24 protein-coding genes are annotated in these 24,994 nt (G+C 59.6%); 5 read left to right on the forward strand and 19 right to left on the reverse strand.

Annotated features, from left to right (window positions below; genetic code table 11):
• The 3 genes from F8N62_RS09065 to F8N62_RS09075 are packed head-to-tail and all read right to left on the reverse strand — an operon-like array spanning position 1 to position 3,571.
• Complete coding sequence (locus tag F8N62_RS09065) at positions 1-1,275, reverse strand: dihydrolipoamide acetyltransferase family protein (RefSeq protein ID WP_150710642.1); 1,275 nt, start codon at positions 1,273-1,275, stop codon at positions 1-3.
• Positions 1,276-2,334, reverse strand: coding sequence for an alpha-ketoacid dehydrogenase subunit beta (locus F8N62_RS09070; protein ID WP_150710643.1), 1,059 nt, complete (start codon positions 2,332-2,334; stop codon positions 1,276-1,278).
• 1 nt (position 2,335) lies between these two features.
• Positions 2,336-3,571, reverse strand: a complete 1,236-nt coding sequence (locus F8N62_RS09075; protein ID WP_150710644.1) for a 3-methyl-2-oxobutanoate dehydrogenase (2-methylpropanoyl-transferring) subunit alpha — start codon at positions 3,569-3,571, stop codon at positions 2,336-2,338.
• A 186-nt stretch (positions 3,572-3,757) separates the two neighbouring features.
• On the opposite strand from F8N62_RS09075, the gene bkdR reads away from it, so the two are divergent.
• Positions 3,758-4,246, forward strand: a complete 489-nt coding sequence (gene bkdR, locus F8N62_RS09080; protein WP_150710645.1) for a Bkd operon transcriptional regulator BkdR — start codon at positions 3,758-3,760, stop codon at positions 4,244-4,246.
• 89 nt (positions 4,247-4,335) lie between these two features.
• Here the strand turns inward: bkdR and F8N62_RS09085 are convergent, their stop codons facing one another.
• Positions 4,336-5,199 carry an MBL fold metallo-hydrolase gene (locus F8N62_RS09085; protein WP_150710646.1) on the reverse strand — a complete coding sequence of 288 codons (864 nt, stop codon included), beginning with the start codon at positions 5,197-5,199 and terminating at the stop codon, positions 4,336-4,338.
• Between the two features lie 162 nt (positions 5,200-5,361).
• Between F8N62_RS09085 and F8N62_RS09090 the strand changes: the two genes are divergently transcribed.
• Positions 5,362-6,162, forward strand: a complete 801-nt coding sequence (locus F8N62_RS09090; protein ID WP_150710647.1) for a sulfite exporter TauE/SafE family protein — start codon at positions 5,362-5,364, stop codon at positions 6,160-6,162.
• Positions 6,163-6,165: 3 nt separating this feature from the next.
• Here the strand turns inward: F8N62_RS09090 and F8N62_RS09095 are convergent, their stop codons facing one another.
• From F8N62_RS09095 to copC, 9 genes are all read right to left on the reverse strand, one after another.
• Positions 6,166-7,029: an aldose 1-epimerase gene (locus F8N62_RS09095; RefSeq protein ID WP_150710648.1), complete on the reverse strand. Its 864-nt coding sequence runs from the start codon at positions 7,027-7,029 to the stop codon at positions 6,166-6,168.
• A 111-nt stretch (positions 7,030-7,140) separates the two neighbouring features.
• Positions 7,141-8,421 carry a TRAP transporter large permease gene (locus F8N62_RS09100; protein ID WP_150710649.1) on the reverse strand — a complete coding sequence of 427 codons (1,281 nt, stop codon included), beginning with the start codon at positions 8,419-8,421 and terminating at the stop codon, positions 7,141-7,143.
• Positions 8,422-8,949, reverse strand: coding sequence for a TRAP transporter small permease (locus tag F8N62_RS09105; protein WP_150710650.1), 528 nt, complete (start codon positions 8,947-8,949; stop codon positions 8,422-8,424).
• A gap of 78 nt (positions 8,950-9,027) precedes the next feature.
• Positions 9,028-9,999, reverse strand: a complete 972-nt coding sequence (locus tag F8N62_RS09110) for a TRAP transporter substrate-binding protein (protein ID WP_150710651.1) — start codon at positions 9,997-9,999, stop codon at positions 9,028-9,030.
• 72 nt (positions 10,000-10,071) lie between these two features.
• Positions 10,072-10,959 (reverse strand): SMP-30/gluconolactonase/LRE family protein, encoded by an 888-nt coding sequence (locus F8N62_RS09115; RefSeq protein ID WP_150710652.1) that lies wholly within the window; start codon positions 10,957-10,959, stop codon positions 10,072-10,074.
• A gap of 53 nt (positions 10,960-11,012) precedes the next feature.
• On the reverse strand, positions 11,013-11,831 hold the full coding sequence (locus F8N62_RS09120; RefSeq protein ID WP_150710653.1) for an NAD-dependent epimerase/dehydratase family protein: 819 nt from the start codon (positions 11,829-11,831) through the stop codon (positions 11,013-11,015).
• A 258-nt stretch (positions 11,832-12,089) separates the two neighbouring features.
• Positions 12,090-13,388, reverse strand: coding sequence for an OprD family porin (locus F8N62_RS09125; protein WP_150710654.1), 1,299 nt, complete (start codon positions 13,386-13,388; stop codon positions 12,090-12,092).
• A gap of 317 nt (positions 13,389-13,705) precedes the next feature.
• On the reverse strand, positions 13,706-14,563 hold the full coding sequence (gene copD / locus F8N62_RS09130; RefSeq protein ID WP_150710655.1) for a copper homeostasis membrane protein CopD: 858 nt from the start codon (positions 14,561-14,563) through the stop codon (positions 13,706-13,708).
• 3 nt (positions 14,564-14,566) lie between these two features.
• The gene (copC, locus tag F8N62_RS09135; RefSeq protein WP_150710656.1) at positions 14,567-14,932 is read right to left on the reverse strand and encodes a copper homeostasis periplasmic binding protein CopC; all 366 of its coding nucleotides are present in this window, start codon (positions 14,930-14,932) and stop codon (positions 14,567-14,569) included.
• 129 nt (positions 14,933-15,061) lie between these two features.
• On the opposite strand from copC, the gene F8N62_RS09140 reads away from it, so the two are divergent.
• On the forward strand, positions 15,062-15,682 hold the full coding sequence (locus F8N62_RS09140; protein ID WP_150710657.1) for a TetR/AcrR family transcriptional regulator: 621 nt from the start codon (positions 15,062-15,064) through the stop codon (positions 15,680-15,682).
• 29 nt (positions 15,683-15,711) lie between these two features.
• On the opposite strand, the gene F8N62_RS09145 is transcribed toward F8N62_RS09140, so the two are convergent.
• From F8N62_RS09145 to hydA, 5 genes are all read right to left on the reverse strand, one after another.
• Positions 15,712-16,188, reverse strand: coding sequence for a hypothetical protein (locus F8N62_RS09145; RefSeq protein ID WP_150710658.1), 477 nt, complete (start codon positions 16,186-16,188; stop codon positions 15,712-15,714).
• Positions 16,189-16,309: 121 nt separating this feature from the next.
• On the reverse strand, positions 16,310-16,642 hold the full coding sequence (locus F8N62_RS09150; RefSeq protein ID WP_150710659.1) for a hypothetical protein: 333 nt from the start codon (positions 16,640-16,642) through the stop codon (positions 16,310-16,312).
• A 207-nt stretch (positions 16,643-16,849) separates the two neighbouring features.
• Positions 16,850-18,124, reverse strand: a complete 1,275-nt coding sequence (gene preA / locus F8N62_RS09155) for an NAD-dependent dihydropyrimidine dehydrogenase subunit PreA (protein WP_150710660.1) — start codon at positions 18,122-18,124, stop codon at positions 16,850-16,852.
• The gene (locus F8N62_RS09160) at positions 18,125-19,492 is read right to left on the reverse strand and encodes an NAD(P)-dependent oxidoreductase (protein ID WP_150710661.1); all 1,368 of its coding nucleotides are present in this window, start codon (positions 19,490-19,492) and stop codon (positions 18,125-18,127) included.
• 161 nt (positions 19,493-19,653) lie between these two features.
• The gene (hydA, locus tag F8N62_RS09165; protein ID WP_150710662.1) at positions 19,654-21,093 is read right to left on the reverse strand and encodes a dihydropyrimidinase; all 1,440 of its coding nucleotides are present in this window, start codon (positions 21,091-21,093) and stop codon (positions 19,654-19,656) included.
• A 342-nt stretch (positions 21,094-21,435) separates the two neighbouring features.
• On the opposite strand from hydA, the gene F8N62_RS09170 reads away from it, so the two are divergent.
• Together F8N62_RS09170 and F8N62_RS09175 are read left to right on the forward strand one after the other, a co-directional pair.
• Positions 21,436-22,920, forward strand: coding sequence for an NCS1 family nucleobase:cation symporter-1 (locus F8N62_RS09170; RefSeq protein ID WP_150710663.1), 1,485 nt, complete (start codon positions 21,436-21,438; stop codon positions 22,918-22,920).
• Positions 22,921-23,086: 166 nt separating this feature from the next.
• Positions 23,087-24,370: a Zn-dependent hydrolase gene (locus tag F8N62_RS09175; RefSeq protein WP_150710664.1), complete on the forward strand. Its 1,284-nt coding sequence runs from the start codon at positions 23,087-23,089 to the stop codon at positions 24,368-24,370.
• 94 nt (positions 24,371-24,464) lie between these two features.
• On the opposite strand, the gene F8N62_RS09180 is transcribed toward F8N62_RS09175, so the two are convergent.
• On the reverse strand, positions 24,465-24,923 hold the full coding sequence (locus tag F8N62_RS09180) for an REP-associated tyrosine transposase (protein WP_150710665.1): 459 nt from the start codon (positions 24,921-24,923) through the stop codon (positions 24,465-24,467).
• Between the last annotated feature and the right edge of the window lie 71 nt (positions 24,924-24,994).

Below are 24,994 nucleotides of genomic sequence, written 5' to 3' on the forward strand. Positions count from 1 at the left end.
TCAGTCCACAAACAAGGTGGCGGGTTGTTCGAGCAAGCCACGAATGGCCTGGATGAATTGTGCCGCGTCCATGCCATCGACCACGCGGTGATCGAAGGAACTGGAGAGGTTCATCATCTTGCGAATCACGATTTGCCCTTTGACGACCATCGGGCGTTCGACGATTTTGTTGACGCCGACGATGGCCACTTCCGGCAGGTTCAACACCGGCGTACTGACGATGCCGCCCAACGCGCCGAGGCTGGTCAGGGTGATGCTCGATCCGGACAGTTCGTCGCGGCTGGCCTTGCCGTTACGCGCTGCGTTGGCCAATCGGGAGATTTCGCCAGCGTTGTCCCACAGGCTGCGGGCTTCGGCGTGCCGCACTACCGGCACCATCAAGCCGATGTCGGCCTGGGTGGCGATGCCTACATGCACCGCGCCGAGGCGGGTGATGACTTGGGCTTCATCGTCGTAACGGGCGTTGATCTGCGGGAAGTCGCGCAGGGCAACGACCAGCGCACGGACCAGAAAGGGCAGCAACGTCAGCTTGCCGCGCGTCGCGCCGTATTTTTCGTTGAGGTGCGCGCGCAATTCTTCCACGGCAGTGACGTCGATTTCTTCGACGTAACTGAAGTGGGCTGCGCGCTGGGTGGCGTCCTGCATACGTTGCGCAATCTTGCGACGCATGCCGATGACCGGGATCTGTTCTTCGTCATTGCGTTGGGCGTAAGCGGCAGGGGTGGCGGTCGAGGTGTTCGACTGACCTTGTGCCAGATAAGTGTCGAGGTCTTCATGGAGCACGCGACCGGCAGGGCCGGTGCCACGCACCAGACGCAGTTGAATGCCGAGGTCCAGCGCATGTTTGCGCACGGCCGGCGAGGCCAGTGGACGTTCATCGGCCTCGCGCGCCACCATCGGGCCTTGGCATACAGCAGTTCGAGGCGCTGCAGCAGGGGCAGGTTTGCTTTCGGCAACCGCTTCGGCTTTCGGCGCCGCAGCTTCTTTCACAGCCACGGCCACAGGCTGCGCCGACTCTTTAACGTTGCCCGTGCCTTCGACTTCAATGCTGATCAGAATGCTGCCCACTGCCATGACTTCGCCGGGCACGCCGCCCAGCGAAATCACCTTGCCGTGCACCGGCGAAGGGATGTCGACCATCGCCTTGTCGGTCATCACATCGGCCAGCACCTGATCTTCGACGACCAGGTCACCGACCTTGACGTGCCACACCGACAATTCAACTTCCGCGATGCCTTCACCAATGTCCGGCATTTTAATAACGTGCGTGCCCATTCAGACCTCCATAACCCGATGCAAAGCCGCGCCCACACGGGACGGACCAGGGAAATACGCCCATTCTTGCGCGTGCGGGTAGGGGGTGTCCCAACCGGTGACGCGCTCAATCGGCGCTTCCAGGTAATGGAAGCAGTGCTCCTGGACCAACGCCGCCAGTTCGGCGCCGAAGCCACAGGTGCGCGTCGCTTCGTGAACGATCACGCAACGGCCGGTTTTCTTCACCGAGTTGACGATGGTTTCCAGGTCCAGCGGCCACAGGCTGCGCAGGTCGATGACTTCCGCATCGATCCCGGTTTCTTCAGCCGCGACTTGCGACACATAGACCGTGGTGCCGTAGGTCAGGATGGTCACAGCCTTGCCGGGGCGGGTGATGGCGGCGACATCCAGCGGCACCGTGTAGTAACCGTCCGGGACTTGTGCAGAAGGGTGTTTCGACCACGGCGTCACCGGGCGGTCGTGGTGGCCATCGAACGGGCCGTTGTACAGACGTTTTGGCTCGAGGAAGATCACCGGGTCATCGTTTTCAATCGAAGCGATCAGCAAGCCTTTGGCGTCGTACGGGTTGGACGGCATCACCGTGCGCAAGCCGCAAACCTGAGTGAACATCGCCTCGATACTCTGACTGTGGGTCTGGCCGCCGTAGATGCCGCCGCCGCATGGCATGCGCAGGGTCATCGGCGCAGTGAATTCGCCCGCCGAGCGATAACGCAGGCGAGCGGCTTCGGAAATGATCTGGTCAGACGCCGGGTACACGTAGTCGGCGAACTGAATCTCGGCCACCGGGCGCAAACCGTAAGCGCCCATGCCCACGGCGACCCCGACGATGCCGCTTTCGGAGATCGGCGCGTCGAACACGCGGGAAGTGCCGTACTTGTTCTGCAGGCCTTCGGTGCAACGGAACACGCCGCCGAAATAGCCGACGTCCTGACCGAACACTACGACGTTGTCGTCACGTTCAAGCATCACATCCATGGCCGAGCGCAGGGCCTGGATCATGGTCATGGTGGTTGTGGTCATGGCGGTTTCCAACTCGATATTGTTGTTGTGATCGTTCATGTCAGATCCCCAACTCTTGACGCTGGCGCTTCAAGTGCTCCGGCATCTCTTTATAGACGTCTTCGAACATGGTCGCGGCGCTTGGAATCTGACCGCCAGCGAGGGTGCCGTATTGCTCGGCTTCTTTCTGCGCGGCAATCACTTCGGCTTCCAGTTCGGCGCTGACCGCAGCGTGTTCCTCTTCGGACCAGTGGCCGATTTTCACCAGGTGCTGCTTGAGGCGTGCAATCGGGTCGCCCAACGGGAAGTAGCTCCAGTCGTCGGCAGGACGGTATTTCGAAGGATCATCGGAGGTGGAATGCGGGCCCGCGCGGTAGGTGACCCATTCGAGCATGGTCGGGCCAAGGTTGCGGCGGGCGCGTTCGGCGGCCCAGGCAGAGGCGGCATACACGGCGACAAAATCGTTGCCGTCGACCCGCAGGGATGCAATGCCGCAACCGACGCCACGACCGGCGAAGGTGGTGGCTTCACCACCGGCAATCGCCTGGAACGTCGAGATCGCCCACTGGTTGTTGACCACGTTGAGGATCACCGGTGCACGGTAAACGTGGGCGAAGGTGAGGGCGGTGTGGAAGTCGGACTCAGCGGTGGCGCCGTCGCCGATCCACGCCGAGGCGATTTTGGTGTCGCCCTTGATCGCCGAGGCCATGCCCCAGCCCACGCCTTGTACGAATTGGGTGGCGAGGTTGCCGGAAATGGTGAAGAAGCCGGATTCCTTGACCGAATACATGATCGGCAGCTGTCGGCCCTTGAGCGGATCGCGCTCGTTGGACAGCAACTGGCAGATCAGGCCCACCAGCGGCACTTCGCGTGCCATCAGGATGCTTTGCTGGCGATACGTCGGGAAACACATGTCGTCGATGTTCAAGGCCAGGGCCTGAGCGCTGCCGATGGCTTCTTCGCCAAGGCTTTGCATGTAGAACGACATTTTTTTCTGACGCTGGGCGACAACCATGCGGTTGTCGAAGATCCGCGTCTTGAGCATGGCGCGCATGCCTTTACGCAGGATCTCGACCGGGACGCCTTCGGCCCACGGACCGAGGGCATTGCCCTCGTCGTCGAGCACGCGAATCAGGCCTTTGGCCAGGTCGGCCGTGTCGGCGGGTTCTACGTCAATGGCGGGTTTGCGCACCGTACCGGCGTCGGTCAGACGCAGGTAGGAAAAGTCGGTTTTGCAGCCTGGGCGGCCCGAGGGTTCGGGGACGTGCAGACGCAGCGGTTCATACGCTTGGTTCATGGCTTCTACGCTCGATCTTGTGAATTTCTTGTAGTGAGCTGACCGTCTTCCCACGTGTAATGGAAATCTTGTCCTACAAACATCATAGGCCGGGCGCAGGAGAATATTTATCTGTGTTTCATTGCGCCCAAGATCATTTGAGGATAAAAAATCTGCATAAACACAAAAAACAGGTGGTTTTGTCTCATGCGTAAACTCGACCGTACCGATATCGGCATTCTCAACAGCCTTCAGGAGAACGCGCGTATCACCAACGCCGACCTCGCACGCTCGGTCAACCTGTCGCCGACGCCGTGCTTCAATCGGGTCAAGGCGATGGAAGAATTGGGCCTGATCCGTGAGCAAGTGACGCTGCTGGATGCCGATTTGCTGGGGCTGCACGTCAACGTGTTTATTCACGTGAGCCTGGAGAAACAGGTGGAAGAGGCGTTGCAGCATTTCGAAGAGGCGATCTCGGACCGCCCGGAGGTGATGGAGTGTTATCTGATGGCGGGGGATCCGGATTATTTGATCCGGGTGCTGGTGCCGACCATTCAGTCGCTGGAACGCTTCATGATGGATTTCCTCACCAAGGTTCCTGGCGTGGCCAATATCCGCTCGAGCTTTGCGCTGAAGCAGGTGCGCTATAAAACAGCGCTGCCATTGCCGGCGAATGGACTGACTCTGGCGAGTTGAAGATCAAAAGATCGCAGCCTTCGGCAGCTCCTACGGGGTGCACGCAATCAAATATGTAGGAGCTGGCGAAGCCTGCGATCTTTTGACGTTCAGAGTTTGTTCAGGGGGATTTTCAGGTAAGTCACGCCATTATCTTCCGCCGGGGGCAAATTCCCCGCGCGCACATTCACCTGAATCGCCGGCAACAACAGCGTCGGCATGCCCAAACCGGCATCGCGTTCGGTGCGCATTGCCACGAACCCGGCTTCATCGATGCCGTCATGAACGTGGATGTTACTTTTACGCTGCTCGCCCACGGTGCTCTGGCACTCGGTTTCCCGACCTTCGGGCGGATAGTCGTGGCAGACGAAAAGACGCACGCTCGCCGGAAACGCCAGCAGCTTGCGGATCGAGGCAAACAGCTGACTGGCATTGCCGCCGGGAAAGTCGCAACGGGCGGTACCCACGTCCGGCATGAACAGCGTATCGCCGACCAGAATCATGTCACTGTCGACCAGATAGGCCATGTCCGCCGGCGTATGTCCGGGCACGTGCAGCGCCGTTGCCTTGAGGTTGCCGATCATGAACGATTCGTCCGGCGCGAACAGATGATCGAACTGCGAACCGTCCACGGCAAATTCCGGCTCAAGGTTGAACAGCCCCTTGAACACCCCCTGAACTTTGCTGATCGACTGACCAATCGCAATCTTGCCGCCCAGCTTCTGGCGCAGGTACGGCGCGGCGGACAGATGATCGGCGTGGGCGTGGGTTTCCAGCAGCCATTGCACGCGCAACTGATGTTTTTCAACGAAGGCGATGATTTTGTCCGCCTGAAGGTGCGCGGTACGCCCGGCAGCCGGGTCGTAGTCGAGCACCGGGTCGACGATCGCACATTGTCCGCCATCGGCTTCGTAGATCACGTAACTGTAGGTCGACGAGGCGGGGTCGAGGAAGGCTTTAATCAAGGCAGGCATGGTGGCCGATTCTTTTGGGACAGACGTTCAGGGTAGTGTCATTTTCCCTGCGCTGACCAGCCCCACCACAATTCAAATGATGAAAAAAGCTGTGCGGGCTCTATCCTGTCAGTCATCGATACCGGGCGTTCCCGGCTTGTTCTCACGGATCATGAGCGTTTTATGTTGCTGGCAAGTTTTTTGGGTGTGGTCATGGGGCTGGTTCTCGGATTGACCGGTGCCGGTGGTGGCATTCTTGCGGTGCCGGCCCTGGTGCTGGGGTTGGGGTTGACCATGACTCAGGCGGCCCCGGTCGCTTTGTTCGCGGTCGGCAGTGCGGCAGCGGTCGGCGCGATTGACGGTCTGCGCCACGGCCTGGTGCGCTATCGCGCGGCAATGCTGATTGCCCTGTTGGGGGCGATGTTCTCGCCGGTGGGCATTTACGTCGCCCATCAGTTGCCGGAAAAAATCCTGATGATCCTGTTCAGCCTGCTGATGGTCATGGTGGCCTGGCGGATGCTGCGCCGCGAGCGCCAGGACGCAGGGCCGAGCGACCACGGCCACGCCAGCTGGGGCCAGAAAAACTGCATGCTCGATCAACAGACCGGGCGCTTTTCCTGGACCGCCAAATGCACCGCCACCCTGGCGGCGCTCGGCGCGGTGACTGGTGTGGTCTCCGGCTTGCTCGGCGTGGGCGGCGGGTTCTTGATCGTCCCGGCGTTCAAGCAACTGACCGATGTGCAAATGCGCGGAATCGTCGCGACTTCGTTGATGGTGATCAGCCTGATCTCCGCCATCGGTGTGATCGGCGCGTTTCAAGCCGGGGTGACTATCGACCGTTTGGGCGCGGCGTTTATCGTCGCCAGCGTCGCCGGCATGGTCATTGGGCGAAAGGTGAGCGCCAAGGTCCCGGCGCGTGCGTTGCAGATTGGATTTGCAGGTGTGTGCCTGATGGTCGCGGTGTCCATGCTGTTGCAGGCTTGACGCTTACATCGGCCGATATTGCAAACTGAATCCCAGCTCAGTGGACTGACCTTGTTCCAGTAACACCAGTCCAGGGCGGCCGGGCAAGTGATGCGCATTGACCGGATGGCTCACCGGTTCGACGCAGAAAAACGCCAGGCCGACCGGGCAGTAGAGCAAGTAGTAATCGCTGCCGCTGGCCTGGCATTCCAGTTCATAGCCGAGGTCGGGTTGCTGGATCAGACAGTGGCCATCCCACTCGCAGAAACCATTGTCGACCAGCGTGTCGGGCAACGCCTTGAGCTGCTGGAAATCCCATTCCGTGGGCAACGCATCGAGTCGTGTCGGCAGTTTGGACGCGTCGCTCAGCCAGACCTGCGCGGCTGTTGCCTGTAATTGCGTGCCAGCGGTGCGCGGCAGATACGGATGAAGCCCCAGACCATGCCACGCGGCACATTCGGCCAGATGGGTGACGTGTAATTCGATGCTCAGTTTCCCAGCGCTCAGATGGAAACGCTGACGGGCGCGATAAGCAAACGGCGTGATGCTGTCGAGTTGCAGGATGACTTCATCCGGCGCCTGCGAAATCACCTGCCACGGCTGCTGCCAGGCGCTGCCGTGAATGGGCAAGGGATCGGTGAGGCTGTTGGGCTCAAGCGCGAGCCAGCCGTCCGGGCGGTCGAAACCGCCGTCGGAAATGCGGTTGGACCACGGCACCAGGGGGAAGCAGCCGAGCTTGCCCGGCAGCCCCATGTTCAGCGCGTGGGCATCGTTGTGGCGCAACAGCGGCTGGCCCGTGCTGCGTACGGTCCAGTTGACGATGCTGCCGCCGAGTTCGGGGGCGAGGGTGAGGTGGGTGAATTCGTCTTCGAGTTCGAGAAGGATCATGGTTTTTGTCTTGCGTTGAAGAGTTGAAAAGATCGCAGCCTGCGGCAGCTCCTACGCGGTTGTCCGCCCTTCAATGTAGGAGCTGCCGCAGGCTGCGATCTTTTTAGCGGTTTACAACACCAGATGCGGCAACCACAGCGACAGTGCCGGAATGTAGGTCACGGCCATCAGTACCAGGAACAGCACGCCATAGAACGGCAGCAGCGCCTTAACGGTTTTCTCGATACTGACTTTACCCACGGCCGACCCCACAAACAGTACCGCGCCCACCGGCGGTGTGATCAATCCAATCCCCAGGTTCACCAGCATGATCATGCCGAACTGCACCGGGTCCACGCCGATGCCCAGAATCACTGGCATCAGAATCGGCGTCAGAATCAGAATCAGCGGCGCCATGTCCATCACGGTGCCGAGCAACAGCAGCATGACGTTGATGCACATCAGGATCACGTAACGGTTGTCCGACAGGGTCAGGAACATCGTGGTGATTTTTGCCGGGATCTGCATCAGCGTCATGATGTAGCCGAAGCTCGCCGCGAAGCCGATCAGGATCATCACAATCGAAATCGTGCGCACTGTGCGGTGCATCAATTTCGGCAGTTCGCTCCACTTGTAGTCGCGGTAGATAAACATGGTCACGAAGAACGACCAGAGCACCGCAATCGCCGCCGACTCAGTCGCGGTGAAAATGCCCGAGAGAATCCCGCCGAGGATGATGACCATCGCCATCAGACCCCACATGGCTTCGCCGCAGATCTTCAGCGCCTGGCGCATCGGAATGACTTCGCCCTTGGGGTAGTTGCGCTTTTTCGCGAAGATCAGGCACAGCACCATCAGGCATGCGCTCATCAACAGGCCCGGGACAACGCCGGCCATGAACAGCGAGGCAATCGACACCGTGCCGCCCGCAGCCAGCGAGTAGAGCACCGAGTTGTGGCTCGGCGGGGTCAGCAGCGCTTGTACCGAGCCGCTGACGGTCACCGCAGTGGCGAACTCCCGTGGATAGCCACGGCGTTCCATTTCCGGAATCAGCACCGAACCCACCGAAGCGGTGTCCGCCACCGACGAGCCGGAGATCGCGCCGAAGAAGGTCGAGGCCATGATGTTGACCAGCGACAGCCCGCCGCGCACAAAACCGACCAGCACACCGGCAAACGCCACGAGCCGGCGGGACATGCCGCCCTCGGCCATGATCGCGCCTGCCAGGACGAAGAACGGAATCGCCAGCAGGGAGAATTTGTTCACGCCGCCGGCGACCTGAATCATCAGCGCCTGGAACGGGATATCGATCCACCACGCCCCGATCAGTGCGGCAAAGCCCAATGCGTAGGCGACCGGCATGCCGATCAGGATCAAAGCGATAAAACTGCCCAGCAGAATCAGAGCGTCCATTTATGCGGCACCTTCGCTTTCTTCAACCAGGTCGAAACGCACGACCCGACGGTTGCTCTGGTCACCGAGCAAGAGTTTTTCCAGGACAAAAATCAACGTCAGCACGCCACCAATCGGGATCGGCATGTACGTGATGCCGACGCGCAAGGTGGGCAGGGCGCTCATGAACTGGTTCCAGGTCGACATGCACAGTTTGGTGCCCCAGATCGCCATGAACAGGCAAATGGTCGCCATCAACAACTGGGAAACAATGCTCATGGTCTTGCGCATTTCAGGCGCCATGCGGTCGGTGAGCATCGCCACCGCCATGTGCGCGCCGGCGCGATAACTGGCGGCCGCGCCGATGAAGGTGAACACCATCATCAGCAAAATTGCAGTGGGCTCCGGCCAGCTCGAGCCGGTGCCGAGGACGTAACGGGCGAACACGCCCCAAGGGATGATCAGGGAAATAGCCAGGACTGACAGGCCGGCCACCCAGATGCAGGTCATGTAGATCCTGTCGTTGATACGTAGCAGCAGATTCTTCATCGGGTTCCACCGTAACCGGGCGCGCGCTGACGTACACCAACGTCAGCGGCGCCGGGCCTTTCTTGAATGCAGGGAGGGTTACTGAACGGCTTCGATGCGCTTGATCAAATCGGCATAAGGTGCGCCGTACTTCGCGCGAATGTCGGCCGTGGCGTCATAGAAAGGCTTCTTGTCGACGGCAATGAACTCGACGCCCGCCGCCTTGAGTTTTGCTTCACTGCTGGCGGATTTTGCATCCCACAAGGTGCGTTCCTGAGCTTGTGCAGCCTTGGCGGTTTTCTTCACCAGCGTCTGCTGCTCGGGGGTGAGTTTTTCCCAGGTGATTTTCGACATCACGATCGGCTCAGGCAGGATCAGGTGACCGGTCAGGCTGTAGAACTTGGCGTTCTGATAGTGGTTGTGCTCCAGCATGGTCGGCGGATTGTTTTCCGCGCCGTCGATCACGCCCGTCTGCAACGCACTGAAGATTTCGCCGGTGTCCATCGCGATGCCGTTGCCGCCCATGGCGTTGATGGTCTCGATGAACATCGGGTTGCCTTGCACGCGAATTTTCATGCCTTTGAGGTCGGCCAGGCTGCGCACCGGTTTCTTGGTGTAGAGGTTGCGCGTGCCGCCGTCCATCCAGGCCAAGGCCACCAGGCCGAATTCGGAGTCGGTGATCCTGTCGAGGATGGCGTCGCCGACGTCACCGTCGATGACGGCGCGCATGTGCGCCTGGTCGCGGAAGATGAACGGCATGTTGAACACGTTCACGTCCGGCACCACGGGCCCGACAATGCCGAGGCTGACGCGTGCCATCTGGATCGCGCCGACCTGCATCTGCTCGATCACTTCCTTTTCCGAACCGAGCACGCCGCCGGCGAACATTTTGACGGTCAGTGCGCCGTTGCTGTCGGCCGTCAGGGTCTTGCCCATTTGTTCTTCCGCCACCACGGTCGGGTAACCGGCGGGGTGGATGTCGGCGATTTTCAGTTCCAGTGCGTGCGCGACGCTGCTGAGCGTGAAGGCCAGCGGGAGTGCAGCGGCGAGCAAGGTGCGTTTGAAGTCCATGAGGTTGTCTCCAGTGTTGTTATTTTTTTTGTATTCATTCAAGGCGCAGCGGTGCAGCAGGAGCGGTTGCAGCTAGTGGTTGAAGAGAGGTTCCGGTAACCCTTTGACGCCGGGGGTGAGGGCGAAAACGCCGCCGGCCAGCGACTGTTCATCCTGGTCGTCACCGGGGCGGATCGAGGTCACGAACAGCGTGTCCAGCCGACTGCCACCGAAGGCGCACATGGTGGGTTTTTTCACCGGCACTTCCAGGGAACGATCGAGACGGCCATCCGGGGTGAAACGGTGAATCAGCCCGGCGTCGTTGGCGCAAATCCAGTAGCAACCGTCGGCGTCTACGGCGGCGCCGTCGGGGCGGCCGGGGAATTGATTCATGTCGACAAACAGCCGCCGGTTGGACGGCGTGCCGCTGTCGATGTCGTAATCGAAGGCCCAGATCTGTTGAATCAACGGGTGCGAGTCAGACAGGTACATCGTCCGCCCGTCCGGGCTGAAGCCCAGGCCATTGGGCACGATGAATCCCGAGAGTTGCGCGTCGACAGGCCCGTGTTGCCCGGCGTTGTAGCGATAGAGCGTGCCCTCGGCCGCGTTGGCGCCCATGTTGAGCACCATGCTGCCGGCCCAGAAGCGCCCCTGACGGTCGCAGCGACCATCGTTCAGGCGCATGTCGCTGCGGGCATGTTCGACGCGGGCCAGCAGTTCGCTGTCGAGGCTGCCGTCGTTGTGCGGCTGAAGGCGGAAAAATCCGCTTTCCATCCCGGCCACCCAGCTGCCGTCGCGATGGCGTGCGATGCAGGCGAGCATCTCCGGCGCGGTCCAGGCCGCAACATGGCCGGTTTCGGCGCTCCAGCGTTGCAGGCCCCCGGCGGGAATATCCACCCAGTACAGGGCGTTTTCCTCGGGGACCCAGACCGGGCTTTCACCGACCGCGTTACGGGCATCGACAATCAATTCGGCTTGCATGGCAACTCATTCCCTTGGTTTTTGTTGTGGGGATCAAGTGAAAACGCGGTGACTCAATCGCCAAACGGCCCGGCCGCGACAAACGCACCGCCCTGATACACCATCGCCGGGTCATCCGCGGCGGGCATCGGCTGGGCTTCGACTTTGTCGCGGAACACTTCAGAAGTGTCCTTGGGCACATAACCCAGGGCGGTGGCGTAGCGGTTGTCCCACCAGACGTTCTTGTTGTCGGAGGCGCCGTAGACCACGGTGTGGCCGACGTTCGGCGCGTACAGGGAACGTTCGATCAATTGGGTCAGGTCGCCGAAGCTCAGCCAGGTGCTCATCATTCGACGGTTTTGCGGTTCCGGGAACGAAGAGCCGATGCGAATGCTCACGGTCTCGATGCCGTAGCGGTCGAAGTAGAACGTGGCCATGTCTTCGCCGTAGGACTTGGACAAACCGTAGTAACTGTCGGGGCGGCGAGGGGAGTGCGCGTCGATCACTTCATCCTGTTTGTAGAAACCGATGACGTGGTTGGAGCTGGCGAAAATCACCCGCTTGACGCCATGACGGCGCGCTGCTTCGTAGATATGGAACACGCCGCAGATGTTGGCGCCGAGGATGTCTTCGAATGAGTGCTCTGTGGAAACGCCACCGAAGTGCAGGATCGCGTCCACGCCTTCAACCAGTTGATGCACGGCTTGTTTGTCGGCGAGGTCGCAGGTCACGACTTCTTCGCGATCATCAATGGCCGGCGCAATGTTGGCGATGTCCGACAGGCGAATCACGTTGGCGTAAGGGCGCAGGCTTTCGCGCAGCACTTTACCGAGGCCACCGGCGGCACCGGTCAGCAGCAGGCGATTGAAAGGGGCTTGGGAAGTGGCGGTCATGAAAATTCCTGGGCGCGAAATTATTGTTGTTGAATTCGTTGTAGGTTGTCGTACGACTGTGCGGAAGTATCGTAAGGGTTTCCGGGTCTTGTCAACGCGACTTTGGTGGAAAATGACGGAGGGTTACTTTGCACGAAGCAATCTCCACTTGTGGGAGCGAGCCTGCTCGCGATGGAGTGTCAGCTAAGACACTGTCGACTGACACACCATCGCGAGCAGGCTCACTCCCACAGTAAAGTGCGGCCGGTAGCGGGCGCCTTACAACAACGAAATCGGGTAGCTGATGAAGATGCGGTTTTCATCGAACTCGTTGTTGCTGAAGTCCTTGCGGATGGTTGCGTTGCGCCATTTCACGTTGAGGTTTTTCAGCGCGCCGCTCTGTACGGTGTAGGCCAGTTCCGATTCACGGCCCCATTCCTTGCCGTCGGTGATGGCGCCGGTATGCACGTTGTCGCCGCTGATGTAGCGGTTCATCAGTGTCAGGCCGGGAATGCCGAGCGCGACGAAGTTGTAGTCGTGACGCAGCTGCCAGGATTTTTCCTTGGCGTTGTCGTAGCTGGAGTTGTAACTGTCGTTGGCCAGGGTGCCGCCGCTGGTGCCGTTGACGCGCATCCAGACGTCATCGCCGCTGAGTTTTTGCAGGCCGACATAGAAGGTGTTGCCGCCGTATTTGGCCGAGAGCATGGCAAAGGCGGTTTTGTTGTCGAGATCGCCGGCGAAGGCGCTGCCGTCTTCCTTGCCGATGAAGTAGCCGAGGTTGGCGCCGAGGGTCCAGTCACCGATGGGCTGGCTGTGGCTCAGGTTGAAATACTGTTGTTGGTAGATGTCGGAAAGCTCCGCGTACCAGACGCCGACCTGAGTGCGTTTTTCATTAAACGCATATTCGCCGCCGCCGAAGTTGAAGCGGTCAGATTTGAACGCCGTTTTGCCGTTCATGAACATGTCTTCCATGCTCGCGTCGTTGCGCGGGCTGTTCTGGCGGAACTGACCGCCGTAAAGCGTCAGGCCGCTGATCTCGTTGGAGGTGACCTGGCCGCCACGGAAAGTTTGCGGCAGCGAGCGACCGTCGTCCGAGCGCAGGACCGGCAGCACCGGCATCCATTCGCCGACCTTCAATTCGGTTTTCGAGATTTTGCCTTTGAGCGCCACGCCCATGCGGCCGAAGTTATCGGCAGGGCGGCCGTCGTCGTGGATCGGCAGCAGTTGCGTGCCGCCAGTGCCTTTGCCGCCGTCGAGCTTCTGCGAGTACAGGCCCAGCACATCCACACCGAATCCGACCGGGCCCGGGGTGAAGCCGGACCTGGCGTCGAGGATGAAACTTTGCGTCCACTCTTCGGCCTTGCCCTGAGGGTAGGTCGGGTTGGTGTAGTTGCGATTGAAGTAGGCGTTGCGCAGGTTCAGCGTGGCTTTGGCGTCATCGACAAAACCTTCGGCGTGGCTGGCGCCGGGCATGGCGAGGATGGCCAGGCTGCTGCAACCGATCAGGCTCAGGGTGTGACGGCGCTTGAACGTGGGACGAGGGGTGCAGACGGAGGAATTGCAGACGAGTTTGCTCACTGTGACGCTCCCTTGGTTCTCTTGTTTTTATAATCGTCATACGTCGTCGTACAACATTGGGGGCGATTATTTGCGAGTGTTTCAGGGATTGTCAATCAGAAGTTATACGATGACTGCCGCGTGAAGTGGTTCATTATGGGAGCGAGCCTCTGTGGCGAGGGGATTTATCCCCGTAGGGCCGCGAAGCGACCCCAAAAATTGAGCCTGAATTGCTGGATTGGATTCGATTGGCGACTGCTACGCAGCCGAACGGGGTGGTGCGGCATTCCGATAAATCCCCTCACCACAAAGGCTCGCTCCCACAGGGGGACGGGTTTTCAGCTTGGAAGCATCGGGGGCAGGGTACCCAGGAGGGAGACCGCGGCCACTGCGCCGATGCCCAGCAGCCATTCCAGGATCACGCTGGTTTTCAACGTGGCAAGACGCGCCTCGCAATCCTTGATCCTCAGCCGATTGAACAGCGCCAATCCCAGCATCAACGCCACCAACAGGGCCTTGATCAACAAAATCAAGGCAAACCCGGACAACAGCGGCGTTGGCCAGAATTGCCCGGTCAACACGCGGACATTGATCATGCCGGTCACCACCAATCCCGCCACCAGCGCATAACCGACCCCGCTGAAACGCTGCAAAATCGCGCGGACAGGGGCGTGATCCGGTTGGCGCAGGATCATCACCAACAGCATCAATCCACCGAGCCAGGCGCCGACGCAGGTCAGGTGAATGATTTGATTGAAGATCAGCAGTTGGCCGCTCAGACCGTCGAGCATCGCGCCATGGCCGACCGGTGCCAGCGTTGCCAGCAACAGCCCGCCCAGGGTCAGGCGCAAGATCTGGCTATGGCGCAGCGGCGTCAGCAACACGATCAACAGCAAGCCGTTGAGCAGCAAGTGCCAGCGCCAGACCTGGCCGAAGAATGTGTTGCTCAGCACCAGGCGCAAGGTCGACGGATCAAGCGCCGCCTCGGAAGCGCCGGCCATGCTCGCGGTGATCAGCAGCAACCAGCCAATGCCGCTGACCAGCGCGACCGCAGTGAGCCAGCGGCTGGTGCGCGCCAGAGGTTGGTCCAGCAATGCCTCGCGACCCAACAGCAGGGGCCTGAACACCCAGATCCCGAACAGCATCAGCACCAGGGTGAAATGCAGGAAGCGGCACAACACCATCGCGCTCGTCATGAATTACTGGCCAACCTTGAAGCTATAGGCACCTTCGCTTTTGTGAGTGTCCACCGACACGGCATGCCATTCGACCTTGTAGGACCCCGCTGCCAAAGGTGCAGCAGGCGTCACGATCAAGGTCTTTTTGTCGCTGCCTTCGGTGGCCAGGCTTTTCACCGGGACGTTGGCGCCATCCTTGGTGATCATGACTTTGGTGAACGTCGCTTCAACGCCTTCGGAAAACACCAGACGCAACTCCGCGGGTGCACTCACCGTGCTGTCAGCCGCCGGGGTCTGTTCTTTCAGGTGGGCGTGGGCCAGTACCGAGGACGCGCCCAGTAGTGAGCCGAGCAGGGCGACGGTGGTCAGGGGTTTCTTGAAAAGCATCGTGGATACCTCAGAGGCAGGTTCGAAGAAGCGCACAGTTTACCCGCGCGAAAGAAGTTTGGTACTCGCCTGTCGCCGCGGCATAGAGCGGATGCTAGTCTTGGGCAACGCTGGTGTCAGGGAGCCCTCATGGGCAATCACAAGATCGGGATTCGCCGCAGTAACGTCGAGAAAATCCTGCTGGGGGCCGAAAAGGTCTTCGCCGAAAAAGGCTTCGGCGGCACCGCCATGGCGGACATCGCCGCCGAGGTGCAACTGCCGCGCTCCAATCTGCATTACTACTTCAGCACCAAGACCGAACTCTACAGCGCGGTGCTGTTCGATCTGCTGGAAGTGTGGAAGCAGGACGCGCTGTGCTTCGAGATGTTCGACGACCCGCGCGTGGTACTCAGCAGCTACATCCGCGCGAAGATGAACCACTCCCGCAGCCGTCCTCACGGCTCGAAAGTCTGGGCCAACGAAATCATCCACGGCGCCCCGACACTGGGCGTGGCGCTGGACGCCAGCCTGTACGATTGGGCCAAGATGAAAGAAGCGAAAATTCGTCAGTGGGTGGACGACAAACGCATCTTGCCGGTGGAGCCTTCGAGCCTGTTGTACATGATCTGGGCATCGACCCAGCACTATGCGGACTTTGATCATCAGGTGAATATTCTGAATGATCATCAGCCGCTGTCGGATATGCAGTTTGAGCGGGCAGTGCAGACAGTGACGAGTGTGATATTGCGCGGGATCGGGTTGGAGCCTTGAATGAAAAACATGCATGTATTGTGGTTCGATTAACTGTCGCGAATCTGTAGCATGCGTTTTTTTATTTCTGTGAACGCAGCGGTATGTAATTGTAATTCGCTATAGCGGATCCTGGCGCTTATAGCCTCAAGTGTTTTTGCTGCCCCTTCTTTTGCTTGCTGGCCTAATAGAAGCCTATCGTTTTTAATTTTTTCTACAATTGTTCTAATGTTGGCGGTGTCGGGCAATTGAGTCTGCGGGTTTTTAATAATGTAATCTTTGTAGCGTGCGGATTCTTCGAGCAAATCTTTTTTTATCTGAGCCGCGGTACGCCCTCGTGGCTTTACGAATGGAGGTTGTTGGGATGCCAGTGTTGAAATTGATGCCGGTGATGAATCCGAGGCTTGGGGAGCACCCAACGATCTGGTTTCCAACGCTGCGGCGGAGCTGCGTGGAGCTTTGAATTTAGGGTTTTTGACAATTGCTGATGGCCTTGGTCGAGTGTTAGTCAGGACTTTTTTGACCATCTCCACAATGACAGTGGGGCCATTTCCCGTAGGATCAAAAAAATTAACAGGGTCCCCTTTACAATAAGCATACGGATTAAGTCCCGCGAGCTCATCGAAAGGTCCCAACTCGTCCGGGCTATTAAATTAAATTACTGTCGGTCAGATGATGGCCGTAAGCACTATAGACAATTTGCCGGGAACGGTTATATGAAAGTGCCTGCAACGGAGAGTTCGCCTGATCCGTCGCCAGTAGCGTGGTTTCACTCGCAGCCGCGTCACTTTGGTGTTGGGCCAGCGACTGAATTTCGTTGCGAAAAATCGTTCGCTGCGTCTGTCCCCCTAACTCGGTCCTCAGATTGTCGTTCTGGTAAAAACGCTGCGTTATACCGCCGTCCAGCGCCGTCTCGCCCGTTAGCCGATCCAGCGGATCGTAAAAATAGCGGCGAACTGCCTTCAATGATGAGGTGGACATGGCTACGTTCCGATGACGAACTGAGTGCCTATCAGCTTCGAATATATTCCGGGGGGCGTCTACTAGCAGAACTGATAGGTATCGCGATTGCGGTGCCCGAACTGGCCTCATCGCGGGCAAGTCCGCTCCCACAGGTTCGGTGTCGTTCACACATCTCCTGCACACCGAGAAAACTGTGCGAGCGGGCTTGCCCGCGATGTCGTCCGTTCAGACAGCTACATGATAGGGATTCCTAGGATCATGGTTCCAGTCCAGAAACGGCTTGCCATTCTCCATCGGCACCATCTCGATGCAGTCCTGCACCGGGCAGGTGATCTGGCACAAATTGCAGCCCACGCATTCATCATCGATCACTTCGTACTTGTGCGTGCCGTCCGCCTGCTTGATGCTCGCGACCGCCTGGTGCGACGTGTCTTCACAGGCAATGTGGCAACGGCCACAGCCAATGCACGCCTCCTGATCGATCTTCGCAATCACCTGATAGTTGATGTCCAGATACTTCCAGTCCGTGGTGTTGCCCACCGCGCGCCCGGAAAATTGCGAAATGCTGGCGTAACCCTGACTGTCCATCCAGCGTGACAAGCCGTCCTTCATCTCTTCGACAATCCGGAAACCGTGCAGCATCGCCGCCGTGCACACCTGCACCGAGCCACAGCCCAGCGCGATGAATTCCGCCGCGTCGCGCCAGTTGCCGATGCCACCGATACCAGAGATCGGCAGGCCATGCGTCTGTGGATCACGAGCGATTTCAGCGACCATGTTCAAGGCAATCGGCTTCACCGCCGAACCGCAGTAACCGCCATGAGTGCTCTGGCTGCCGACGGTGGGATTGGCGACCATGCGCTCCAGATTGACGCTGGTGATCGAGTTGATCGTGTTGATCAGCGACACCGCGTCGGCACCACCGCGATGGGCCGCGCGGGCCGCGACGCGGATGTCGGTGATGTTCGGCGTGAGCTTGACGATCACCGGCAGCGAGCAATACGTCTTGCACCACCGCGTGACCTGCTCGACATACTCTGGCACCTGGCCGACCGCCGCGCCCATGCCCCGTTCCGGCATGCCGTGGGGGCAACCGAAATTCAATTCGATGCCATCGGCGCCAGTGGCTTCCACCAGCGGCAGGATGTGTTTCCAGGATTCTTCGACGCAGGGCACCATCAGCGACACGATGATTGCGCGGTCCGGCCAGTCCTTTTTGACCTGGGTAATTTCTCGCAGGTTGATCTCCAGCGAACGGTCGGTAATCAGCTCGATATTGTTGAAGCCCAGCACTTCGCGATTGGCCCCGAAGTGCGCCGAGTAGCGCGACGACACGTTGACCGCCGCCGGGTCTTCACCGAGGGTTTTCCAGACCACGCCACCCCAGCCGGCCTCGAAGGCGCGGACCACGTTGTAGGCCTTGTCGGTGGGCGGTGCGGAGGCGAGCCAGAACGGGTTGGGGGATTTGATGCCGGCGAAGACAATCGAAAGATCAGCCATTTACGCAGCCTCCACATTGAGCATCAGTTGAGCGTTGATCGCCTCGGCGGCCAGTTTTCCGTGCTGCACGGCTTGCACGGTGAGGTCCTGATCGAGGCTGGTGCAGTCGCCGCCGGCATAGACGCCGGGAATGCTGGTGCGCAGGTGTTCATCCACCTCGATCCGATCACCCTGACGCTTGAGTTCCCGGGCCAGCGGGTCGGCGAGGGCGCTGCCGTCGAACGCCTGGCCGATGGCTTTGAAGATCGCGTCGGCGGCGAGTTCGAAGGTTTCGCCGGTGGTTTGCAAACGGCCTTCAATCAGATGGGTGCGAGCGAAGCGCATGCCGCGCACATGACCTAGCTCATCCAGCAAGACTTCTTCGGGTTGCGCCCAGGTCAGCAGCCGCACCTGATTGGCTTTGGCAATGTCCTGCTCGTGGTGGGTGGCGCCCATGTCCTCGACACCGCGGCGGTACACCAGATTCACGTCGCGAGCCCCGAGGCGAGCCATTTGCACGGCCATGTCGATGGCGGTGTTGCCGGCGCCGAGGACGATGCAATGATTGGCCAGCGGCAGTTGCGTCAGGTCATCGGTCTGGCGCAATTCGCGGATGTAATCGGTGGCGGCCAGCAGCCCCGGCGCCTCCTCATCGGCCAGCCCGAGTTGTTTGCTGGCGTTGAGGCCGAGACCAAGAAACACCGCGTCGAACTGCTGATGCAACTCGCTGAGGGTCAGGTTTTCACCGAGTTTTTGCCCGTGACGGATCTCGATGCCACCGATCTGCAGTAGAAAATCCAGCTCCTTCTGCGCGTAATCGTCCACCAGTTTGTACTTGGCGATTCCGTACTCATTGAGGCCGCCCGCCTTTTCCCGCGCTTCGAAAATCACCACGTCATGGCCGTGCATTGCACTGCGATGGGCGCAGGACAAACCGGCCGGGCCCGCGCCCACCACGGCGATACGTTTACCGGTGGCGGCGGCGCGGGAAAAGGGATGTTCGCTGAAGTGCGCGTTGTCCAAGGCGTAGCGTTGCAACAGACCGATCAGCACCGGCGCGCATTCATGGGCGTTGTTGCGCACACAGGCTTGCTGGCAGAGGATTTCTGTCGGGCAGACCCGGGCGCAACTGCCGCCGAGGATGTTCGCCGAGAGGATCTTCTGCGCCGCGCCCTGGACGTTGTCCTGATGGATATTGCGAATGAACGAGGGAATGTCGATGTCGCTCGGACAGGCATTTACGCACGGCGCGTCGTAGCAATACAGGCAGCGCGAGGCTTCCAGGTGCGCTTGACGTTCGTTGAGTGGCGGCGCCAGATCGGTGAAATGGCCGGCGAGGGCGGCCGCGTTTTCGTAGGGGTGCGGGAGGTGGTTCAAAGTATTGATCACGGTGTTGGCCTCACGGTTATTTGAGGTGCTGCCTCTGGTGGGCAGTGGTTTTTTTGTCGCCTGTGCTAGCCCTATCGCGAGCAAGCTCGCTCCCACAGGTTCTGTGAACGCCGCAGATCCCTGTGGGAGCGAGCTTGCTCGCGATAGGCCGAAGGCCGCTCTCAGCGTTTCACTGCCAGAGGCTTGTTCAACTCCGCCCGCTTGCTGAGCAAATCAAACACCGCCGGATACGCCGGCCGTTCGACATAGCGCCCGGCCCCGCGCTCAGCCCGCAGATCACCATCGGCCCACACCACACGACCCTGGCTGATGGTATGGCTCGGCACCCCGCGCACGGTCTTGCCTTCGAAGATGTTGAAGTCGACTTGCTGGTGATGGGTCTTCGCCGAAATCGTCCGTGTGCCCTCGGGGTCCCACAACACCAGGTCCGCATCCGCGCCCACGCGAATCGCGCCTTTGCGCGGGTAAAGGTTGAAAATCTTCGCGGTGTTAGTGGAGGTCAGCGCCACAAATTGCTGCATCGAAAAACGCCCGGTGTTCACGCCTTCATCCCACAACAGCGCCATGCGATCTTCGATACCGGCGGTGCCATTCGGGATCTTGCTGAAATCGTCCCGCCCCGCAGCTTTTTGCTCGGCGCAGAAACAGCAATGATCGGTCGCGGTGGTGTGCAGGTTGCCCGATTGCAAACCGTGCCAAAGCGCTTCCTGATGGCCACGAGGACGGAAGGGCGGGCTCATCACGTAACCGGCGGCGGTCTGCCAGTCCGGGTGTTGATAGACGCTGTCGTCCAGCAGCAAATGGCCGGCCAACACTTCACCGTAGACCTGTTGGCCCTTGCTGCGCGCATAGGTGATTTCGTCGAGGGCTTCCTTGGTCGACACGTGAACCAGATACAGCGGCGCGCCCAATGTCTCGGCGATCCGGATGGCCCGGCTCGCGGCTTCACCTTCTACCTGCGAGGGGCGTGACAGCGGATGCGCTTCCGGCCCGGTGATGCCCTGGGCCATCAACTTGCGTTGCAGGTGATACACCAGCTCACCGTTTTCCGCATGCACGGTCGGCACCGCACCCAATTCCAGGCAGCGTTCGAAGCTCGCCACCAGCGTGTCATCGGCGGCCATGATCGCGTTCTTGTAGGCCATGAAATGCTTGAAGCTGTTGACCCCGTGGTGGCTGACCAACTCACCCATGTCCTCGCGCACCTGTTCGCTCCACCAGGTAATCGCGACATGAAAACCGTAATCCGACGCCGACTTCTCGGCCCATCCGCGCCACTGATGAAAGGCTTCCATCAACGACTGCTGCGGATTGGGAATCACGAAATCGATGATCGACGTGGTACCACCGGCCAGACCGGCCGCCGTGCCACTGAAAAAGTCTTCACTGGCCACGGTACCCATGAAGGGCAGTTGCATGTGGGTGTGCGGGTCGATGCCGCCGGGCATCAGGTATTGCCCGCTGCCGTCGAGCACTTCGGCGCCCGCTGGAACATCAAGATTGTCGCCGATGGCTTTGATCACGCCGTCGGCGCAATAGACGTCGGCGCGATAACTTTCATCATGGGTCATTACGGTGGCGCCACGGATCAACAGAGACATTCCGAGTTCCTCGCAGGCATTGACCGACTGGTGCCGGTTCTAAATGTTTTATATGAAGCCAGCGCAAAGAGGTGTATTCCTGTCAACGCTGTCAGGAATAGAAGCTAGTATGAGTTATGAGATAGAGCAAGAATATTTTTTATAAGCTTATATCTGGTTTAACTATATGAAATATAAGAATAATAAATTCAAATCAGCACAATTAAGACTCGCCTCAATAATTTGACGCACTTGACAGTTTATAAAAATGGTCAAGGTTTCTTATGTGAAATCAGCCGCTTGAGGATGGTCTATGGTTGTTCCTGATGAGCAAAAAATAATTCAAAGAACAGTGGAGCGGCCATGCACCAGATCAGATCGCAAGTGACCGAGCGCGACGGCTTGTTCGAGCTCGAAGCCGGCAGTGACGTCCTCGACAGTCCCCGATACAACCACGACATGGCGCCGACCAAGGTGCGTGAACGAACCTGGAACAAATGGCACATCACGGCGCTGTGGGTGGGCATGTCGATCTGCGTTCCGACTTACACCCTCGGCGGCGTGCTCACCGCGTATTTCGGCCTGAGCGTCGGCGAAGCGCTGGTCGCGATTCTGTTCGCCAACATCATCGTGTTGATTCCGCTGACGCTGAATGCTTTCCCCGGCACCAAATACGGCATTCCATTCCCGGTGTTGCTGCGCTCATCCTTCGGCATTCTCGGCTCCAACATTCCCTGTTTGATTCGCGCGCTCGTGGCGTGCGGCTGGTTCGGCATCCAGACGATGTTCGGCGGATTGGCGATTCACCTGTTTCTGGGCTCGGTGTTCGAGGGCTGGAAATCCCTCGGTGGCACCGGTGAAGTGATCGGCTTCATGGTGTTCTGGGCCTTGAACCTGTGGGTGGTGATTCGTGGTGCCGAGTCGATCAAATGGCTGGAAACCTTGTCCGCGCCATTGCTGGTGCTGGTCGGCGTGGGCCTGCTGGTCTGGGCCATGCCAAACGTCTCGATGAGCGAATTGCTGGCGATCCCGGCCAAGCGTCCCGAAGGGGCGAGCGTGGTCAGTTACTTTGCCGCCGGGCTGACCGCAATGGTCGGATTCTGGGCCACGTTGTCGCTGAACATTCCCGACTTCAGCCGCTACGCCAAGAGCCAGAAAGACCAGATCGTCGGGCAGATCATCGGCCTGCCACTGACCATGTTTCTGTTCGCCTCGCTGGGCGTGGTGATGACCGCCGCCTCGGTGAAACTGGTGGGCGTGACCGTGTCCGATCCGGTGACCTTGATCGGTCATATCCAGAGCCCGGTGTGGGTGGCGCTGGCCATGGCGTTGATCATCATCGCCACGCTGTCCACTAACACTGCCGCCAACATTGTGTCCCCGACCAACGACTTCCAGAACATCGCGCCGAAGGTGATCAACCGCACCAAAGCGGTGTTGCTCACCGGCCTGGTCGGCCTGGTACTAATGGCCCACGAGCTGCTGAAAAAGCTCGGGTTGATTGTCTCGGACGTCAGCCTGGAAACGGTCTATTCAAACTGGCTGCTGGGGTATTCCAGCCTGCTCGGGCCGATTGCCGGGATCATGGTGGTGGACTATTTCCTGATCAAGAAACAGCGACTGGACCTGGCCGGGCTGTACCGGGATGACGTTTATCCGGCGTGGAACTGGTTTGGATTTATCGCGTTCGGCGTGCCGGTGGTGTTGACGCTGTTGTCGCTGGGCAGCGATGCGTTCAGCTGGTTTTACAGCTATGGCTGGTTTACCGGCTCGGCGCTGGGTGGGGTGATTTATTACGGGTTGTGCTCGATGCGGCCTGATCTGTCTGCCGCTAAATCTGCGGTGTGAATTCTGGCCTCATCGCGGGCAAGCCCGCTCCCACAGTGAATCGGGTGTACACAGCATTTGTGTATAACCTCAATCCCTGTGGGAGCGGGCTTGCCCGCGATGACGGTCTTTCAGATGGCAAAGAAATGCCTGAACAAACCTATAACAAATGCCTGAGGAGATCCCCATGAACGCAGCCACAGACGTTCTGCAATCCACCCATCAGCACATCAACCGCGACCGCCTGTGGCAGTCGCTCATGGAACTCGCCCGACTCGGCGCCACGGTCAAGGGCGGCGTCTGTCGGCTGGCCCTGACCGATCTCGACCGCCAGGCCCGGGACATCTTCGTCAAGTGGTGCGAGGAGGCTGGCTGCACCGTCAGCATCGACGCCGTCGGCAACATATTCGCCCGTCGTCCCGGTCGCAACCCGAACCTGCCGCCAGTGATGACCGGCAGCCACATCGACACCCAACCCACCGGCGGCAAGTTCGACGGCTGCTTCGGCGTACTCGCCGGCGTCGAAGTCCTGCGCACCCTCAACGACCTCGGCGTTGAGACCGAAGCGCCGCTGGAAGTGGTGGTCTGGACCAACGAAGAGGGCTCGCGCTTCGCTCCGTGCATGATGGGCTCTGGCGTGTTCGCGGAAAAATTCACCCTTGAAGAAACCCTGGCCAAAGTCGACGCCGAGGGCATCACCGTCGGCGAAGCCCTGAACGCCATCGGCTACGCCGGACCCCGCCACGTCAGCGGGCACGCTGTAGGTGCCTACTTCGAAGCCCACATCGAACAAGGCCCGATCCTCGAAGACGAACGCAAAACCATCGGCGTCGTCATGGGCGCCCTCGGCCAGAAATGGTTCGATCTGAAACTGCGCGGCGTTGAAGCCCACGCCGGCCCGACGCCAATGCACCTGCGCAAGGACGCACTGGTCGGTGCTGCGGTGATCGTCGGCGCCGTCAACCGCGCCGCCCTCGGTCATCAACCCCACGCCTGCGGCACCGTCGGTTGCCTGCAAGCCTATCCCGGCTCGCGCAACGTCATCCCCGGCGAAGTGCGCATGACCCTGGACTTCCGTCATCTGGAGCCGGCGCGCCTGGATTCGATGATCGCGGAAGTGCGCGAAGTCATCGAAACCACCTGCGAAGAACACGGCCTGACCTTCGAGCTCACGCCCACTGCCGACTTCCCGCCGCTGTACTTTGAAAAAGGTTGCGTAGAGGCCGTGCGAAACGCAGCGCAAGGGCTGGGTTTGTCGCACATGGACATCGTCAGCGGGGCAGGGCACGACGCCATTTTCCTCGCCGAACTCGGCCCCGCCGGAATGATATTCGTACCCTGCGAGGGCGGCATCAGCCACAACGAAATCGAAAACGCCGCCCCGGATGACTTGGCGGCAGGGTGTGCGGTGTTGTTGCGGGCGATGTTGGCGGCGTCGCTGGCGATTGCCGGTCGTCAGCTCGCGGCTTGAAGATCAAAAGATCAAAAGATCGCAGCCTTCGGCAGCTCCTACGCCGGTCCCGTGTAGGAGCTGCCGAAGGCTGCGATCTCTTGATCTTGATTCCTCAAACCCAAATCGCATCCCACAATGGATAATCACCCACCCGCTTAACCAATCCCGCGCGCAATGGGTTCATAACGATGTACCGTGCGGCATCCTTGAGATCTTCCTCACGGCGCAACGCCCGGTCGTAATACCCTCGCTGCCATATCGAGCCTTGGCCCGCACGCACGATATTGATTGAACGACTGCTTCGGGATTTAACCCGGCACATCAAATGCGCCAACGTGCCTTGGTTCAATTCGATCAGCCAATGCATGTGGTCGGGCATAACGACCCAAGCCAGCGAGGTCACAAGGGACGCCTCATCAGCACATCGCAGCTGATCAACCACAAGCCGCCCCAACCGCCAATTGCTGAATATCCGCTCTCGTTCATGAGCGACCGCGGTGAGTAGATAAATACGACCAGCTTCCGAAAACCGCGCCTTTCGCAGGCGACATCCATTGGCAGCTCCGGGCATTCCTTGCCCTCCTTGAACGTGTTGGCAGATGAACGATAGTCGCTAACGCGACAGGAGCGGGATTAACAAAT

The sequence above is a fragment of the Pseudomonas fluorescens genome (genome assembly GCF_902497785.1).
Taxonomy (GTDB): domain Bacteria; phylum Pseudomonadota; class Gammaproteobacteria; order Pseudomonadales; family Pseudomonadaceae; genus Aquipseudomonas; species Aquipseudomonas fluorescens_BO.

Excerpts from the sequence above, each read along its gene's own strand:
- F8N62_RS09065 (WP_150710642.1), bottom strand. The coding sequence starts at position 1,275 with ATGGGCACGCACGTTATTAAAATGCCGGACATTGGTGAAGGCATCGCG.
- F8N62_RS09070 (WP_150710643.1), bottom strand. The coding sequence starts at position 2,334 with ATGAACGATCACAACAACAATATCGAGTTGGAAACCGCCATGACCACA.
- F8N62_RS09075 (WP_150710644.1), bottom strand. The coding sequence starts at position 3,571 with ATGAACCAAGCGTATGAACCGCTGCGTCTGCACGTCCCCGAACCCTCG.
- bkdR (WP_150710645.1), top strand. The coding sequence starts at position 3,758 with ATGCGTAAACTCGACCGTACCGATATCGGCATTCTCAACAGCCTTCAG.
- F8N62_RS09085 (WP_150710646.1), bottom strand. The coding sequence starts at position 5,199 with ATGCCTGCCTTGATTAAAGCCTTCCTCGACCCCGCCTCGTCGACCTAC.
- F8N62_RS09090 (WP_150710647.1), top strand. The coding sequence starts at position 5,362 with ATGTTGCTGGCAAGTTTTTTGGGTGTGGTCATGGGGCTGGTTCTCGGA.
- F8N62_RS09095 (WP_150710648.1), bottom strand. The coding sequence starts at position 7,029 with ATGATCCTTCTCGAACTCGAAGACGAATTCACCCACCTCACCCTCGCC.
- F8N62_RS09100 (WP_150710649.1), bottom strand. The coding sequence starts at position 8,421 with ATGGACGCTCTGATTCTGCTGGGCAGTTTTATCGCTTTGATCCTGATC.
- F8N62_RS09105 (WP_150710650.1), bottom strand. The coding sequence starts at position 8,949 with ATGAAGAATCTGCTGCTACGTATCAACGACAGGATCTACATGACCTGC.
- F8N62_RS09110 (WP_150710651.1), bottom strand. The coding sequence starts at position 9,999 with ATGGACTTCAAACGCACCTTGCTCGCCGCTGCACTCCCGCTGGCCTTC.
- F8N62_RS09115 (WP_150710652.1), bottom strand. The coding sequence starts at position 10,959 with ATGCAAGCCGAATTGATTGTCGATGCCCGTAACGCGGTCGGTGAAAGC.
- F8N62_RS09120 (WP_150710653.1), bottom strand. The coding sequence starts at position 11,831 with ATGACCGCCACTTCCCAAGCCCCTTTCAATCGCCTGCTGCTGACCGGT.
- copD (WP_150710655.1), bottom strand. The coding sequence starts at position 14,563 with ATGACGAGCGCGATGGTGTTGTGCCGCTTCCTGCATTTCACCCTGGTG.
- copC (WP_150710656.1), bottom strand. The coding sequence starts at position 14,932 with ATGCTTTTCAAGAAACCCCTGACCACCGTCGCCCTGCTCGGCTCACTA.
- F8N62_RS09140 (WP_150710657.1), top strand. The coding sequence starts at position 15,062 with ATGGGCAATCACAAGATCGGGATTCGCCGCAGTAACGTCGAGAAAATC.
- F8N62_RS09145 (WP_150710658.1), bottom strand. The coding sequence starts at position 16,188 with ATGGTCAAAAAAGTCCTGACTAACACTCGACCAAGGCCATCAGCAATT.
- F8N62_RS09150 (WP_150710659.1), bottom strand. The coding sequence starts at position 16,642 with ATGTCCACCTCATCATTGAAGGCAGTTCGCCGCTATTTTTACGATCCG.
- preA (WP_150710660.1), bottom strand. The coding sequence starts at position 18,124 with ATGGCTGATCTTTCGATTGTCTTCGCCGGCATCAAATCCCCCAACCCG.
- hydA (WP_150710662.1), bottom strand. The coding sequence starts at position 21,093 with ATGTCTCTGTTGATCCGTGGCGCCACCGTAATGACCCATGATGAAAGT.
- F8N62_RS09170 (WP_150710663.1), top strand. The coding sequence starts at position 21,436 with ATGCACCAGATCAGATCGCAAGTGACCGAGCGCGACGGCTTGTTCGAG.
- F8N62_RS09175 (WP_150710664.1), top strand. The coding sequence starts at position 23,087 with ATGAACGCAGCCACAGACGTTCTGCAATCCACCCATCAGCACATCAAC.
- F8N62_RS09180 (WP_150710665.1), bottom strand. The coding sequence starts at position 24,923 with ATGCCCGGAGCTGCCAATGGATGTCGCCTGCGAAAGGCGCGGTTTTCG.